Annotated in this window: 13 protein-coding genes; 7 read left to right on the plus strand and 6 right to left on the minus strand. The window is 72.2% G+C overall.

Translation table 11 applies throughout. The annotated features are described in order from the left end of the window. Positions 1 to 42: 42 nt before the first annotated feature. From AC1DIW_RS11525 to AC1DIW_RS11540, 4 genes are read left to right on the plus strand one after another with little or no spacing between them, the layout of a single operon-like run. Positions 43 to 534, plus strand: coding sequence for an N-acetyltransferase family protein (locus AC1DIW_RS11525; RefSeq protein ID WP_478108285.1), 492 nt, complete (start codon positions 43 to 45; stop codon positions 532 to 534). Beyond that, on the plus strand, positions 531 to 1,979 hold the full coding sequence (locus AC1DIW_RS11530) for a wax ester/triacylglycerol synthase domain-containing protein (protein ID WP_478108287.1): 1,449 nt from the start codon (positions 531 to 533) through the stop codon (positions 1,977 to 1,979). The genes AC1DIW_RS11525 and AC1DIW_RS11530 overlap by 4 nt, the downstream gene beginning before the upstream one ends. A 10-nt stretch (positions 1,980 to 1,989) precedes the next feature. Then, complete coding sequence (locus tag AC1DIW_RS11535) at positions 1,990 to 2,973, plus strand: quinone oxidoreductase family protein (RefSeq protein WP_478108288.1); 984 nt, start codon at positions 1,990 to 1,992, stop codon at positions 2,971 to 2,973. Then, on the plus strand, positions 2,970 to 4,538 hold the full coding sequence (locus tag AC1DIW_RS11540; protein ID WP_478108290.1) for an amidohydrolase: 1,569 nt from the start codon (positions 2,970 to 2,972) through the stop codon (positions 4,536 to 4,538). Before AC1DIW_RS11535 ends, AC1DIW_RS11540 begins: the two co-directional genes overlap by 4 nt. Before the next feature lie 89 nt (positions 4,539 to 4,627). Here the strand turns inward: AC1DIW_RS11540 and AC1DIW_RS11545 are convergent, their stop codons facing one another. From AC1DIW_RS11545 to AC1DIW_RS11565, 5 genes are all read right to left on the minus strand, one after another. Next, positions 4,628 to 5,089: a hypothetical protein gene (locus AC1DIW_RS11545; protein ID WP_478108292.1), complete on the minus strand. Its 462-nt coding sequence runs from the start codon at positions 5,087 to 5,089 to the stop codon at positions 4,628 to 4,630. Between the two features lie 371 nt (positions 5,090 to 5,460). Beyond that, entirely contained in the window at positions 5,461 to 5,670 is a 210-nt protein-coding gene (locus tag AC1DIW_RS11550) for a hypothetical protein (RefSeq protein ID WP_442277830.1), read from the minus strand. A gap of 30 nt (positions 5,671 to 5,700) precedes the next feature. Beyond that, positions 5,701 to 6,054, minus strand: coding sequence for a hypothetical protein (locus tag AC1DIW_RS11555; protein ID WP_478108294.1), 354 nt, complete (start codon positions 6,052 to 6,054; stop codon positions 5,701 to 5,703). Between the two features lie 10 nt (positions 6,055 to 6,064). Beyond that, positions 6,065 to 6,799 carry an NUDIX hydrolase gene (locus AC1DIW_RS11560; protein ID WP_478108296.1) on the minus strand — a complete coding sequence of 245 codons (735 nt, stop codon included), beginning with the start codon at positions 6,797 to 6,799 and terminating at the stop codon, positions 6,065 to 6,067. After that, on the minus strand, positions 6,796 to 7,920 hold the full coding sequence (locus AC1DIW_RS11565; protein WP_478108297.1) for a glycosyltransferase family 4 protein: 1,125 nt from the start codon (positions 7,918 to 7,920) through the stop codon (positions 6,796 to 6,798). The genes AC1DIW_RS11560 and AC1DIW_RS11565 overlap by 4 nt, the downstream gene beginning before the upstream one ends. Positions 7,921 to 7,955: 35 nt before the next feature. Here AC1DIW_RS11565 and AC1DIW_RS11570 point away from each other — a divergent pair, with 35 nt between their 5' ends. The 3 genes from AC1DIW_RS11570 (at position 7,956) to AC1DIW_RS11580 (ending at position 13,059) form a co-directional block, all read left to right on the plus strand. Then, a complete protein-coding gene (locus AC1DIW_RS11570) occupies positions 7,956 to 8,777 on the plus strand; it encodes a PIG-L deacetylase family protein (protein WP_478108299.1) in 822 nt (273 codons plus the stop codon). Positions 8,778 to 8,986: 209 nt separating this feature from the next. Next, positions 8,987 to 11,317, plus strand: a complete 2,331-nt coding sequence (locus AC1DIW_RS11575) for a heavy metal translocating P-type ATPase (protein WP_478108300.1) — start codon at positions 8,987 to 8,989, stop codon at positions 11,315 to 11,317. A 65-nt stretch (positions 11,318 to 11,382) separates the two neighbouring features. Next, positions 11,383 to 13,059, plus strand: coding sequence for a long-chain-fatty-acid--CoA ligase (locus tag AC1DIW_RS11580; RefSeq protein WP_478108302.1), 1,677 nt, complete (start codon positions 11,383 to 11,385; stop codon positions 13,057 to 13,059). A 220-nt stretch (positions 13,060 to 13,279) separates the two neighbouring features. Here AC1DIW_RS11580 and asnB read toward each other — a convergent pair whose 3' ends face one another. Then, positions 13,280 to 15,949 carry an asparagine synthase (glutamine-hydrolyzing) gene (gene asnB, locus AC1DIW_RS11585; protein ID WP_478108304.1) on the minus strand — a complete coding sequence of 890 codons (2,670 nt, stop codon included), beginning with the start codon at positions 15,947 to 15,949 and terminating at the stop codon, positions 13,280 to 13,282. Between the last annotated feature and the right edge of the window lie 10 nt (positions 15,950 to 15,959).

Here is a 15,959-nt window from a genome sequence, read left to right on the forward strand (position 1 = left end):
GACCACGACGCACAGCCGGTCGCACCGGGAGAGGATGGGCGCGTGAGCGACTTCGAGATCCGCGCGGCCTCGGTCGCCGACGTGCCCGACCTCATCCACCTCGTCCAGGCGCTGGCCGCCTACGAGAAGGAGCCGGACGCAGCCACCGCGACGCCCGACCAGTTCCGGGACGCGCTGTTCCCGGCCCAGGGCGACCCCACGGCATACGCCCTCGTGGGGGTGCGGGAGGGCGCGGTCGTCGCGATGGCCATCTGGTTCCGGAGCTTCTCGACGTGGACCGGGCAGGCGGGCATCTGGCTCGAGGACCTCTTCGTCGAGCCCGACCAGCGCGGCCACGGCCTCGGCAAGGCCCTGCTCGCCCACCTCGCACAGCTGTGCGTCGAGCGCGGCTGGACCCGGCTCGAGTGGACGGTGCTCGACTGGAACACCCCGTCGATCGAGTTCTACCGGGCCCACGGCGCCCGTTCCCTCGACGACTGGAGCACCTTCCGGGTCGACGGGGACGCCCTGCCGCAGCTGGCGGCGATGACGTGAGGCGCCCGCCCCGCCGGATGGGCTCGGCCGACGTCCTCTGGCTCAACATGGACCGCCCGACCAACCTCATGGTCATCGTGTCGGTCGTGCTGCTCGAGTCGGTGCCCGACTGGGACCGTGTCCTCGACCTGATGCGCACCCGGATCCTCGAGCCCTACCCCGTCTTCAGCCAGCGGCCCGTCCGGCCACGACGGACCCTTGGCCGCTACCACTGGGAGGACGACCCGGACTTCGACCTCGCGCGGCATGTGCACCGAGCGACGCTCTCCGGCAAGGGAACTGCCGCCGAGGCCGATGCCGAGCTGCAGGCCTACATCGAGGAGCACCTGCCGCACCCCTTCGACCGGTCGCGTCCTCTCTGGGAGGTCCACCTCGTCGACGGGCACGGGTCCGGGGCAGCGCTCGTCTTCCGCATCCACCATGCGCTCGCGGACGGGATCGCGCTGACCCGAGTGCTGCTCGGCCTGACCGAGGACGCGGCCGGAGTGCCGGGAGACCTCGTCGGACCGCCCGCGAAGACCGACCTGCCGACCATGCCCCTCGGTGCCGACGCATCGTCGGGCGCCATCGGCTCCGGCGTGCGCCTCGTGCTGGCCTCCGCCCGCTCGGGGTGGGATCACCTGCGCGCCAAGGGCGCCCGGGCCACGGTGACCGACGCGGCGGGTCTCACCCTCCGCACCGGTCAGGTCGTCTCCGACCTGCTGCTCACGACGAACCCGGCCAGCGCCGTCGGTGGCGTGCCCGGGCAGCGCAAGCGCCTCGTGTGGACCCAGCCGCTGCCGCTCCCGGGTCTCAAGCAGGTGGGCGGGCTCGTCGGCGCCACCCTCAACGACGTGCTCATGAGCGCCGTCGCGGGCGCGCTGCACGCCTACCAGGACGAGCACCGTCGCGCCCCCGTCGACCTCGTGACGATGGTGCCGGTCAACGTCCGCCCCCTCGACGAACCTTTGCCGCCCGAGCTCGGCAACCGCTTCGCCCTCGTCTTCCTCCGCTTCCCGAGCCGCGACGCCACGCCGCTCGGGCGCCTCGCGCTGTCCAAGGCGCGGATGGACTGGCTCAAGGCCTCGCCGGAGGCCGCGCTCACCTTCGCCCTCATCTCCACCATCGGACGCTTCCCCGCCGCGATGGAGCGCCGCGTCGTGGACTTCTTCGCCAACAAGGCGATCGGCGTCACGACGAACGTCGCCGGGCCAAGGGACGTCCGCCATCTCGCGGGGGTGCCGGTGACTGGGGTGCTGGGCTGGGTCCCCGGTTCGGGCCGGCACACGGTGGGCTTCTGCATCATCACGTACGACGACGCAGTCCGCATCGGGATCATGGCCGACGAGTCCGTCCTGCCGGATCCCGAGGCCCTGCTCGCGGCCCTCGAGGCCGAGGTGGCCCTCCTGGTGCGCATCGGTGCAGCTGGGCCCACCTCGCGGAAGCGGAAGCGTCGTCGGTCGTAGGGTGGCGAGCATGAACCGAGCGACCAGCGTCTTCGTCTCCGAGCCCGGTGACGGCACCGTCCTGCAGGTCCGCGACCACGACCTCCCCGATCCCGGCGAGGGCGAGGTGCAGGTCGAGGTGGCCGCCGCCGGCGTCAACTTCATCGACGTCTACAAGCGCCAGGGCGTCTACCCCGTCCCGACGCCGTTCGTCCTCGGCGAGGAGGGCGCGGGTACCGTCACCGCCGTGGGTCCGGGGGTCGCCGACGTGGCCGTCGGGGACCGGGTCGCGTGGTGCCAGGCGTCGGGCAGCGAGTCCACGCTCGTCAACAAGCCGGCCCGCCTCGTCGTGCCGGTGCCCTCCTCCGTCGACCTCGAGGTCGCCGCTGCCGCCATGCTCCAGGGCCTCACCGCGCACTACCTCGTGACGAGCACGTATGCCGTGGGCCCGGGTGACGTCGCCCTCGTGCACGCCGCGGCCGGCGGGGTCGGCCAGCTCCTCGTGCAGATGATCACGGCCCGCGGCGGCGTCGTCGTCGCGACGGCGGGATCCGACGAGAAGCTCGAGATCGCAAGGGCGCTCGGCGCCCAGCACCTGATCAACTACTCCACGGTCGACGACCTGGCTGCCGCCGTGCGTGAGGCTGCCGGACGCGGCGTCGACGTGGCCTACGACGGCGTCGGCCGGTCGACGTTCGACGCCTCGCTCGCGTCGCTGCGGCCGCGCGGCATGATGGTCCTCTTCGGCGGGGCGAGCGGCCAGGTGCCGCCCTTCGACATCCAGCGCCTCAACAGCAGCGGGTCACTCTTCCTGACGCGCCCGACGCTCGCGCACTACGTCGCCGATCGCCAGGAGTACGAGTGGCGGGCTCGCGAGGTGCTCGGCGCGGTCGCCGACGGGTCGCTCAAGATCGCCATCGGCGGTCGCTACCCGCTCGCCGAGGCGGCGGCGGCCTACGAGGCGCTCGAAGGGCGCCGGACGACGGGCAAGCTCATCCTGGTGCCCACCGCATGAGCCGCACCCTCTTCCGGCACGACCGCATCTGGACCGGCGACACCGAGAACCCCTGGACCAACGCGCTGCTCGTCGAGGACGGGCGTGTCGTCGCTGTCGGTGCCGAGGCCGTGTCGGCGACCGGAGGCGTGGACACCGTCGACCTGCCCGGCGCCGTCGTCCTGCCCGGCCTGCACGACGCCCACATCCACACCGAGTGGCTCTCGCGCGACCTGTCGTCCGTCGACCTGCGCGAGGCACGCTCGCTGGAGGAGACGCTCGAGCTCGTCCGCGCCCACGCGGAGGGACTGCCCGAGGGCGAGTGGCTGCACAGCGGACGCTGGAACCACAACCGCTGGTCGGTCCCGGAGCAGCCCGACCGCCATGCCCTCGACTCCGTGTCCGGCGGCCGGGTCGCGGCGCTGTCGAGCGTCGACGGCCACACGATCTGGGCCAACTCGCTCGCCCTGCGCCTCGCCGGCATCACCCGAGAGACCCCCGATCCGGTGGGCGGCGAGATCGCGCGCGATGCGTCGGGAGAGCCGACCGGCATCCTGCGGGAGTCGGCCCAGGAGCTGCTCGACGCGATCCCCCGCGAGGAGTCACCGCTGCGGCCGTGGCTCGAGCGCTGCCAGGACTGGCTGCTGTCGGTCGGCCTGACGAGCATCACCGACATCGACGGAGAGGACGCGCGGGCGGCCTACGCCGAGATGCACGCCGACGGCGCCCTGCGGCTGCGCGTCACCAAGTGCACGCGCGACCCCGACCTGGAGCTCGCGGTCGCCGAGGGCCGCCGGTCAGGGCAGGGCGACGACGTCTTCCGCGTCGGTCCGGTCAAGTTCTTCAGCGACGGCGCGCTCGGCTCGCACACCGCCCACATGACCGAGCCGTTTCTCGGCCACGAGGGCTGCGGCATCGCCGCGATGCCCTACGACGTGCTCCTCGAACGCACCCTGCTGGCCGCCCGGTCCGGCCTGGACGTCGTCACGCACGCCATCGGCGACGAGGCGAACCGGCTCGTGCTCGACGTCTTCGAGGCGGTCCGCGGCGAGGGACTCGACACGCTGCTCCGCATCGAGCACGCGCAGCACGTGCGACCCATCGACATCCCTCGCTTCCGGGCCCTCGACGTCGTCGCGTCGATGCAGCCGACCCACTGCACGGCCGACCTCGAGCTCGCCGACGAGATCATCGGCCCGCGCCGCCTCGCGTCGTATGCCTGGCGCAGCTTCCTCGACGCCCGCGTGCGCGTGGCGTTCGGCTCGGACGCACCGGTCGAGGACCCCAACCCGTTCTACGGGTTGCACGCCGCCGTGACGAGGCAGCGCAGCGACGGCCAGCCGATCGGCGGGTGGCGGCCCGAGGAGCGGGTCACCCTCGACGAGGCGGTCCACGCCTTCACGGTCGCTGCGCACGAGTCGGTGGGGCGCACCGACGTCGGCCGCCTCGTACCCGGCCAGCTCGCCGACCTCGTGGCGGTCGACCGCGACCTGTGGTCGCTCGAGCAGTCATCGCCGGCCGACATCCGTGACACCGTGGTGCTCCAGACCTGGGTCGGCGGCGACCTCGCCTTCGAGCGGGTCTGAGCGACCCGGCATACGCCCTCGGCTGCACACCGACGACCGTTGGTCGCCAACGCCCGGCGACACGCCGGCACGACACGCGGCGCGCGGGGTCAGGCGCGACCAACGGTCGTCGGTCGGCGGAGGGCGCCCCGCCGCCGCAGCAGATCGCCGCCCCGCCTGAGATCCTGACGCTCGGCCGCGCGACGCAGGACCGATGCGACCCACTCCTGCTGGAACATGGCCTGCACCCACGACACCCTGATGACGACCCAGTCGTCCAGGACTGGGTCGTCATAGCGCCAGCAGTCGGCATCGATGGCCCGCTCACTCGTGTGGAACTCGTGGCTGTCCCCCTCGACGACGAGTCGCAGCTCGGTGTCGACCAGGTCCGGACGGATGCGCCGGCCGCCGACGCGCAGGCGCACCTCCGGCACGAGCCGCAGTCCGGGCACGTCGAGCGAGATGGCGCGGATCACCGACTCAGACGCGTTCGCCGGGCGGTCGCGGGCGAACCACGCCACCTCGAGCGCCGCGTCACGGCCCCGGCCGGGCAGTCGGTCGGCTGCCCGCATCAGGTCCGCCTGGGTGACCATCCGCGACCGCAGCGCGGAGTCGGCGACGGCGAGGGCCTCAGGGCGTAGCGACCGCGCGCCACCCGACGTATCGCACCGCAGCGGAGGACCTCGTCAAGGGCTGGGCGACCGACTGCACTCCTCAGCTGGGCGTGCGTCGCCACTCCGCCGAGCCGGGGCATCGCCGTGATGATGTCCATCGCGGCAGCGTTGCCGACGCCAGGGCGTCTGCGCTGCGGTCATCCACAGCCGACCGACGACCGTTCGTCGGCTCGAGCCGCGACTCGCCGGCGCGACACGCGGCCACCGCGGCCAAGCGCGAGCAATGGTTGTCGGTACGCGGCGACGGGCGGCCGGAGCGCGACGACAGGTCAGCCGGGGACGACGGCCAGCAGGAGCGTCGCGAACCACGTGAGGCCGCCGACGACCAGCAGGAAGACGCCGATGATGGCCATGTTGCCGGCACCGTCAGCGCGTGACGCCCGGCGCCTGCGGCGGCCCACGACCACCAGTGACAGTCCCGCGACGAGCCAGACGAGACCGATGAGCAGACCGGCGAGAACTCCTGCGTTCCAGCGCATCTCAGCCGCCCACCCCGAACAGTGGCGACGTCACCAGATCGCGGCGACGAGCACGTTGACGACCGCGCCACCACCCGCGGCGTCGAGCAGGTTGCCGGTGTCCTTGCCCTTGCGGCCACGGGCCGCACCGATCTCGGCGGCGGCCAGCACGCCGAGCGCGACCACGAGCTTGACCGCGATCTTGGCGTTGTTCACCGTGTGCTCGTCGTCCTTGATCGCCGAGGCGATGCCGACGAGGGCCAGACCGGTGAGGAGCTGCGCCCGCGCACCCCACACGATCGGCGCGATCACCGTGCGCCCGCTGCGGACAGCGATCCAGCCGCCGACGATCGCGGCCATGCCGAGCAGGTGGAGCGCGACGATGAGGTTGTAGACGAAGTCCATGGCCGACATCCTACGAAGCGTCGTAGGTGCCGCCCGCGCGGCCCTCTCCGGCTGCGAGGTCGAGCAGGGCATCGAGACGGCGCCAGGACGAGGCGAGCGGGTAGTCGCCCAGCTCGGTCACCGGCACCCAGCGGGCATCGGACGTCGTGCCGCCGACGTCGTGGATCACGACGTCTCGAGGATCGGGACACGTCGCGGCATAGACGATGCGCACTGCGTGGAAGTCCTCGAGCGTGCCCGAGGGCGAACGCCCGACCCACTGGTGCGACTGGACCGTGAGCAGCCCGCCGAGCTCGACGCGCTGCCCCGTCTCCTCCCACACCTCTCGGTGCACGCCGTCGACGGGTGTCTCGCCGTCGTCCAGGCCGCCACCGGGCAGGCCCCAGTCGCCGGCCACATGGGTCTGGGTGTTGAACTGCGTCAGCAACAGCCCCCGAGCGCTCGTCACGACTGCGTATGCCGCGACGCGCTGGTAGGGCTCGCCGACCTCCCCGTCCCCGACGCCCGCGTCACGGGCAACGCCTTCCCGCCGAGGACGTATGCCGTCCAGCTCGCTCACGCGGTAGCCCAGCTCGAGCGCGCCGTCGTCACGCATCGTCGCGAAGAACGGCGACTCGATGCCCCACCCCGCGGCTCCGAGGACGACCTCCGGATGCTCGCCGTGGCCCAGTCGCGCCTCGACGACACGCCGCTCGCTCGCGTCGATCGCGACGACGACCAGGCCGCCGGGCACGTTCGTCCTCATCGGCGGACCAGACAGAGCGCGCGTTCGTACTCCGCCACGGCGAGGGCCGCGACGTGTGACCACTCCTGCTCGGGTGGGTGGCTGGTGTTCCAGGCCCTCATCCGAGCGACCTCTCCGGGATCCTTGGCCAGACGCGCGATCGCCGCTGACATCTGCGAGTCGCTCGACACGACAAGGCCGTTCACGCCATCCGTCACGAACTCACCGACGCCAGATCCGGATCGGCCGATGACCGGCAGCCCGACGGTCCGCGCCTCGAGGGATGCGATCCCGAACGACTCGAGACGAGCCGGTGACAGGTAGACGTCGGCGGCGGCATACAACTGGCCCAGCTCATCGCGCGGGACCCGCCCCGGCAGCGACACCCAGTCGAGGCGGCGCTCACGCACGAGCGCCTCCACCTTGCGGCGGTCGGGCCCCTCCCCCAACACCGTCAGCGACACGGAGCCCGGCCCGGCCAGCCGCGCGGCCTCGGCCACGAGCTCCACGAGGGCGGCCGGTCGCTTGCGGGGCGCGAGCCGCATGGCCGTGACGAGGCGCAGCGGTCCCGGCTCGCGGACCTCAGGACCCACCGTCCATCGTGCGACGTCGATGCCGTTGGGCAGCACACCGACCGAGACGCCGGGCCCGACGAGCCGGCGCAGCGGCTCCGCGGCGACGTCCGACACGGCCGACATGGCCACGCCGCGCGACGCCCACCGGCGCACGAACCGGGCAGCCCGGAAGACCGGCGCCACCCCGGCGAGCATGCAGTGCCACGTCATGGCCGTCGGCAGCCCCAGACCGACCGTGACCCGCGTGCTGTCCCAGGCGAACGGCGAGACGACCCCCGTCTGCACGTGCGCGACGTCGAAGCCCCCCTCGACGAGCCGACGACGCAGCTCGGCGGGCGCGAACGGGTTGATCGGCAGCTCCCACGGCATCCGGGCGGCCAACCGGTGCACGGGCACGCCGTCGACGACCGTCACGGTCCCGTGCATCTCGCCGTCGGCGCCGCGGGTCGCGGTGAACACCTCGACGTCGTGGCCGGCTGCCTGGAGATGCTGGGCCAGGTCGTGCGTCTGGACCTCGATCCCGCCCAGTCGGGGCAGGTAACAGTCGGACAGGAGCGCCACCTTCACGGAAGACACTGTGCCATGGGCCAAGATGGGTGACTGTGCCGCACACGCTCCTGGCCTTCCATGCACACCCCGACGACGAGGCGCTGCTGACCTCGGGGACGATGGCGCGCGCCGCCGCCGAGGGCCACCGGGTCATCGTCGTCGTCGCGACGGACGGCGAGCTCGGTCTGGCCTCCAGCGATTTCGCCGGCGGGGGCGCGCTCGCCGCGACCCGGATGGACGAGCTGCGGGCGAGCGCCGAGGCCCTCGGCGTCGCCCGCGTCGAGCACCTCGGTTATGCCGACAGCGGTCTCGGACCCGAGGTGGCCCCCGACCCGCCCGGCACCACCCGCTTCGTCCGCGCGGACGTCGAGGAGGCCGCCGAGCGGCTCGCCGCGATCCTGCGCGAGGAGCAGGTGGACGTGCTGCTCCACTACGAGCCCAACGGCGGCTACGGCCACCCCGACCACAAACAGGTGCACCGGGTCGGCCGCCGCGCGGCCGAGCTCGCCGGCACGCCGAAGGTCCTCGAGGCCACGGTGCCTCGCGACACGATCTGCCGCGCCATCGACCTCGCCGCGAAGGTCTACCGCTTCCCGCCCGAGTTCGACCGGTCGAGCTTCGACCGCGCCTTCTCGGCCCGCAGCGAGATCACCCACCACATCAGCGTGCGCCGCCACATCAAGGCCAAGCGCGCCTCGATGCGCGCCCACGCGTCGCAGGCGACCGCCGACGGCGGCGCCGACCGCACCCTGGCCGCCTTCCTGCGCATCCCGCGACCGGTCTACGACCTCGTCTTCGGGCGCGAGTGGTTCGTCGACCGCGCGGCCCGACCCGGTGACCCCATCCGCCGGGACGTCTTCGACGGTCTCCCCTGACGCGGAGTCTGGCCTTTCGACGGTTGGGGGGCGGCCATACGTGGCCTTTCGACGGTTGGGAGGCGGCCATACGTGGCCCTTCGACGGTTGGGAGGCGGCCATACGTGGCCTTTCGACGGTTGAGGGGTGGGGGTATGCCGTGTGGGGGTCGGTTGTGACGCGGATCCCGAACGGCGGTCGCCGGGTTCGCCGGGGCGGAAGATGGATGTGTGACCTGGTGGCGCGGCCGCTCACCCGCGGTCTTCTTCGTCGCGTCGGCCGCCCTGCTGGCCGGCGGCGGGGTCGCCGCCGTCGCGGGCGCCGATGCCGTGGCGCGAGCCCTCTGGGTCACCGCGACGGTGCTCGGGCTCGCGCTATCACTCCTCTGGACCGTCCGGTCCTTCGCCGAGCACCGGGCCACGGTGGACGTCATCGCCGTCCTGGCCCTGGCGGGTGCGCTGTGGGTCGGCGAGGACTTCGCCGGCGCGATGGTGACCGTGATGCTCGCGAGCGGCCGCCTGCTCGAGGCCCGGGCCGCAGCCCGCGCCGACCGGGAGCTGCGCCTGCTCGTCGAGCGCACCCCGCGCTCGGCGCGGCGACGCGCTGGGGACCGGATCGACGGCATACCCGTCGAGCAGGTGTCCCCCGGCGACGTGCTCGTCGTCGGCACCGGCGAGGTCGTCCCGGTCGACGGCCGGGTGCTCGCGACAGGCACCTTCGACGAGTCCGCCCTGACCGGGGAGCCGATGCCGGTCGAGCGCCCGAAGGGTGACGACGTCCGCAGCGGAGTCGTCAACGCCGGCCCACCGGTCGACGTCGTCGCCACCTCGTCGGCGTCCGAGTCGACCTACGCGAACGTCGTCCGGCTCGTCGAGCAGGCCCGGGCGACGTCGGCCCCCTTCGTCCGCACGGCGGACCGCTTCGCCGCATACTTCGTGCCGCTGACCCTCGCGCTCGCCGGCATCGCCTGGGCCGTGGCCGGATCCCCGGTGCGGGCCGTCGCCGTCCTCGTCGTCGCGACCCCGTGCCCGTTGCTCCTGGCCGCCCCGGTCGCGATCATGTCCGGCCTGTCACGAGCGTCGCGCATCGGTGTCGTCGTCAAGGGCGGAGCCGCACTGGAGGCGCTCGCGGCGGGCGAGGTCGTGCTCTTCGACAAGACCGGGACGCTCACGCACGGGCGACCGGAGCTCGCCTCGGTCGTAACCGCTCCGGACGCCCCGGCGGCCCCCGACGTCCTGCGTCTGGCCGCCTCCCTCGACCAGGTGTCGCCACACCCCCTGGCGAGCGCCCTCGTCGGCGCAGCCCGTAGTCGCGGCCTCGACCTCGAACTGCCGACCGACGTCCACGAGGTCCACGGCTATGGCCTCGAGGGGCTGGTCGGCAGCACCGCCGTCCGGCTCGGCAAGGCGCACTGGATCGTCGGCGACGACGACCCGGCGTGGCTGCGGCAGGTGCGCCGCCGGGCCGCGCTCGACGGGTGCCTCACGGTCTTCGTCGCCGTGGACGGCCGGCCGGCCGGCGCCTTCCTCCTCGAGGACCCGGTGCGGCCAGACGCGCCCCGGATGCTCGCCGCCCTACGCGAGGTCGGCATCCGGCGCACGGTCCTCGTCACCGGCGACCGGGCGGACATCGCCGAGACGGTCGGTCGCATCGTCGGTGTCGACGCCGTGCTCGCCGACCGCGACCCGGCCGACAAGCTCGACGCGATCCGCGCGGAGTCGGCCGCCGCCCGCACCATCATGGTCGGCGACGGCGTCAACGACGCCCCCGCCCTCGCTGCCGCCGGAGTGGGGGTGGCACTCGCCGCGCGCGGCGCGACCGCCTCGTCGGAGGCGGCGGACGTCGTGCTCACCGTCGACCGCGTCGACGCCATCGCTGACGCCATCCTCATCGCCCGCCGATCGCGACGGATCGCGCTCGAGGCCGTGCTCGTCGGGATGGGACTGTCCCTCGTGGCCATGCTCGCCGCGGCCGTCGGTCTGCTCCCTCCCGCGGCCGGCGCCGTGCTCCAGGAGGGCATCGACGTCCTCGCTATCGCGATCGCGCTGCGCGCCCTGCTGCCCAGCCGCCTGCACACCGTCCCGATGTCGGACGAGGACGTCGCCACGGCTCGCCGCCTCCGGACCGGCCACGAGCGCGCCGTCGCCGCCGTCGAGCAGATCCGCACGGTCGCCGACGGGCTGCACACGCGCAACTGCCGCCTCGACCCGGTGCGTGCGCTCCTCGACCGGCTCGAGAACGAGCTGGTCCCCCACGAGCGCGCCGACGAGGACGAGCTGATGCCGCTCGTGGCCCGGGCGCTGGGAGGCCCCGCGACGGCGACCATGCGCCGGACGCACGCCGAGATCGAGCACCAGGTCTCACGGCTGCGCCGGCTGCTCGACGGGATCGACCCGGACCACGTCGAGCCCGAGGACGTCACCGAGCTGCGCCGACTGCTCTACGGGCTCTACGCCGTGTGCCGCCTGCACAACAGCCAGGAGGAGGAGGGCGCCTTCGCGCTCGTGCCCGCGAAGCCCACGCCCTCGCACCGCGACGGCCGGCACCACCTGCCCCGCTGACCCGAGGCGCCGGCGACATACTGGACGTGTCGTGTGGCGCGGCAGCTCACCGGAAAGGGACTCGTATGACGGCGGGACTGGAGCACACGTGGGTGGCCCACTACGCCGAGGGGGTGCCCGCCGAGATCGACCCGCCGGTCACCTCGCTCGTCGACCTGCTGACCGAGGCCGTCGCGGCATACGGGCCACGGCCGGCCCTGGAGTTCTTCGGTGCCGAGCTGACGTACGCCGAGCTCGGACGTCGGGTCGAGCTCGCGGCCGAGGGTCTGCGCCGCCTGGGCGTCCGCGCCGGTGACCGGGTGGCCCTCGTGCTGCCGAACTGCCCCGAGCACATCGCCGCGTTCTACGCGGTGCTGCGGATCGGAGCGGTCGTCGTCGAGCACAACCCGCTCTACACGCCGACGGAGATGGCCCACCAGTTCGGCGACCACGGGGCAACCGTCGCCGTGGCCTGGGACAAGGTCGCCGCCACGGTGGCCGGGCTGCCCGGTGTCGAGCACGTCGTCGCCGTCGACCTGACGGCCTCGATGCCGTGGACGAAGCGGGTGGCCCTGAGGCTCCCCCTGCGCCGCGCGCGGGAGCTGCGAGCCCAGCTGACGGGCCCCGCGCCCGGCACGACGCCGTGGCCCGAGCTGCTCGGTCACGGTCCCCTCGACCCGTCGACGCCCCGTCCGGCCGTCGACGACCTCGCCGCGATCCAGTACACGAGCGGCACGACCGGCGTCCCGAAGGGCGCCATGCTGAGCCACCGCAACCTCGTCGCCAACGCCGCACAGGGCCGCGCCTGGGTGCCCGGCCTACGGCCCGGGCACGAGGTCGTCTACGCGGTGCTGCCGATGTTCCACGCCTACGGCCTGACCCTCTGCCTGACCTTCGCCATGAGCACCGGGGCGCGGCTCGTGCTCTTCCCGAGGTTCGACGTCGACCTCGTGCTCGCTGCCGCGAAGAAGCACCCGCCGACCTTCCTGCCGGCTGTCCCACCGATCTACCAGCGACTTGCCACGGCTGCTCGCGAGCGTGGGATCGACCTGACAGCAGCGAGATTCGCGATCTCCGGCGCCATGGCGCTGCCACGCGAGACCCTCGAGCTCTGGGAGGACGTGAACGGTGGCGTGCTCGTCGAAGGCTACGGTCTCACCGAGACGTCACCCGTGGCGCTCGGCAACCCGATCGGTCTCGACCGGCGCCCCGGCGCTGTGGGCGTCCCGTTCCCGAGCACCGACATCCGGGTCGTCGACCCCGACGACCCGACCCGGGACCGAGACCCCGGCGAGCGCGGCGAGCTGCTCATCCGCGGGCCGCAGGTCTTCGGCGGCTACTGGGGCAAGCCCGAGGAGACCGCCGCAGCCCTGCTCGACGGTGGCTGGTTCCGCACCGGCGACATCGTCGTCGTCGACGCCGACGGCTTCGTCTCGGTGGTCGACCGCATCAAGGAGCTCATCATCACCGGTGGTTTCAACGTCATGCCGTCGGAGGTCGAGGCCGTGGTGCGCACCACCCCGGGCGTCACCGACGTCGCCGTGGTCGGCCTGCCCAAGGCCGACGGCAGCGAGGAGGTCGTGGCCGCCGTGACGACCGAGCCGGGAGTCGAGCTCGACGTCGAGGACGTGCGCACCCGCTGCCGGTCGAGCCTCGCCGCCTACAAGGTGCCCCAGCGGGTCGTCGTCGTCGACGAGCTGCCACGGTCGCAGATCGGCAAGGTCCTGCGCAGGCAGGTGCGTGACTCGCTCATCGACAGCTGACGCGCGGACACGTCACCCGGCCCGCCGGCATACCCCGCCACAACCCCGCCCGGGCGGAGTCGGCGCACCCAGAACCGGCCGGATCACCACCACAACTCCGCCCGGGCGGAGTCGGCGCGCCCAGAACCGGCCGGATCACCACCACAACCCCGCCCGGGCGGAGTCGGCGCACCCAGAACCGGCCGGATCACCACCACAACTCCGCCCGGGCGGAAAAGCTTCAGGCAGAAGGCATCTCGAAGACGACGGCCATGGGCGTCTGCTCGGACCCCTGGCCCAGCGGGTTGTCGGCGAACATCGCCTCGTAGCGCTCCTTGGGACCGGGCGCGTCCATGCCGAGGACGTTGCGGCCGATGTCGTTGGCATCCATGACGATCGTGCCGCCGAACGTGCTTCGGTATGCCTCGGGCACCCGAGCCCGGATCGCCGCGGACAGGCGCGCGGCCACCTCGTCGGGATCCTTGGGCGCGAGCTTCGCCGACACGTTGGCCGGGTAGACGGAGTACTCGGTGGGCCCGTCGATGGCCCGGATGTCGTTGCCGACGAGCTCGTAGAAGAGGCCCTTGCGGCCGAGGACCTTGCCGACCGCGCCGCCGGCCGAGGCGTAGAGCACGCGCGGGAGGCCGACCTCCTCGATGGCCAGCTGCATCGTGAACGGCGAGCCGAGCCCGATGCCGGCCGGCGTGCGCGTGACGTAGCGGGAGAGGACGCGCGCCGGGCGGGAGACCTTGATGTCCCAGATGAAGTACGAGCGGCCCTGCGTGATGGCCACGATCTTCTCGGAGATGAAGAAGTACCACGTGCCAGTGGTCGCGGCGGCGTGCTCGGGGCCTGCCTCCGGCAGCCCGGCGAAGAAGCGCTCGACGTAGCTGAGGGCCTTGGCGTCGAGGTCGTCCTCGCGGGCGAAGAGATCGGTGCGCAGCGGATAGCGTCGCACGGCCGTGCCGTCGCTCGTCGCGAGGTCCAGCTGCTTGCGGGCGTTCGGCTCGTAGTCGGTCTTGACGCGGGGGGCCGGAGCCTCCTCCGGCTTGTCGTCGAAGTACTCCTGGAGCCACAGCTCGAGGTTGAGCAGGCGCCAGAACGTCATGGAGTCGACGTCGTTGGTGCCCTTGATCCAGCCCTCGAACGCGTGCAGCACCGCGGTCTGGTCGAAGTACGGACGGGTCGCGAACGACTCGGACAGGAAGATGCCGTAGAGGTGGTTCTTCAGGCGCATGAACCACTCGCCCTGCGGGGTGGTGAAGCCGATCTTGTTGCGGCGCCGGTTGATCGACTCGGGCAGCAGGTCGCGCGTGGCGTCGCGCAGAACGCGCTTGTTCCAGCCGTCCTTGATGATCGCCTCGTCCGAGAGGCTGAAGATGAACTTCACGACCTCCTTGTCGAGGAACGGGACACGCCCCTCGAGGGAGAAGCGCATCGTGTTCTTGTCCTCGTAGCGCAGCAGCGAGGGCAGCGAGCCGACGAAGAGGTCCTCGATGAGGCGCTTCTTGAGGTTGCTCCCCTCGGTGGCGTATCGCTCGCCCGCGTGCGCCGAGACGAACTCGCGCCCGAGCAGCGACGTCGTGGGCACGCCCTTGAGCCCGCGCAGCTTGGCCTTGAGCTTGAACCTGCCGAGCCGGTAGAGCACGTCGAGCGACTTGCTCAGCTCGGCAGCGGCCTTGAGGGCTCCCTGCTCGCGCAGCTGGCGGAGGTAGACGAAGTAGTAGGGGATGTAGCCGGCCATCATCTCGTCGGCGCCCTGGCCGTCGAGCAGGACCGTGACGTGCTTGGTCGCCTCGCGCATCACCTGGTACTGCGCGTAGGGGCCGCTGCTGATGAGCGGCTCCTCCTGCGTGCGCACGAAGTCGACGAGGTCCTCCTTGAACTCGGAGGGCGTCGGCTTGATCTTGTGTCCCGCGACGTGACCGCGGCAGATGTCGAGGACGTCGTCGACGTAGCGCTCCTCGTCGTTGACCGAGTTGGGGAAGACCGCCGAGAAGGTGTTCTGACGCGTGCCCACCGACTCGGTGGTCGCGTCGCCGTCGTTGATCAGGCGGTTGATGATGACCGCCACGGCGGAGCTGTCGAGACCACCGGAGAGCGAGGTGCCGACGGGGACCTCGGACTGCAGCCGCAGGCGTACGGCCTCGATGAGGCGCGACTTGTACTCGGCCGCGGCGGCGTCGTCGTAGGGGCGCTGCTCCTTCACGAGCTCGGCGAGCTCCTCCTTCAGGCGCGTGAAGGGGCGTCGCTCGACCCCCGCGGCCGAGATCGTCATCATCTCGCCCGCCTCGAGACGCTCGATGCCGTCGAAGAAGGTCTCCCGGCCGTCCTCGTGGATGCGGAAGCGGAGGTAGCGGTAGATGGTGCGGTCGTTGGGGCGCTTCTCGTAGTGGCCGCTGGCCAGGATCGGCTTGATCTCGCTGGCGTAGAGCCAGGCGTCGGCGCCGTCCGGGCCGGCACCGGGAACCCGGCAGACGTAGACCGGCTTGATGCCGAAGTGGTCGCGGGCCAGGGTCAGGGCCTGCTTCTCGGAGTCCCAGATGGCGAGCCCGAACATGCCGTTGAACCGGTCGAAGGCGTCGGCGCCCCACGCGGCGAAGGCCTCGAGGACGACCTCGGTGTCGCTGTCGGTCTCGAAGCTGTGGCCGAGGGCCTCGAGCTCGGTCCGCAGGTCGAGGTAGTTGTAGACCTCACCGTTGTAGGCGATGGTGAAGCGCCCGTCCTTGGTCTGCATCGGTTGCTGGCCGTGCGCGACGTCGATGATCGACAGGCGACGGTGGGCGAGGCCCACGAGTCCCTCGACGAAGATGCCGTCGCCGTCCGGACCCCGGTGCACCTGGCAGTCGTTCATCCGCCGCAGGAGCGCCTCGTCCGTCTCGAACCCGTGGTAGCCAGCGATTCCACACATGTCGCCAACC

It is taken from the genome of Terrabacter sp. 01T434 (genome assembly GCF_056398545.1).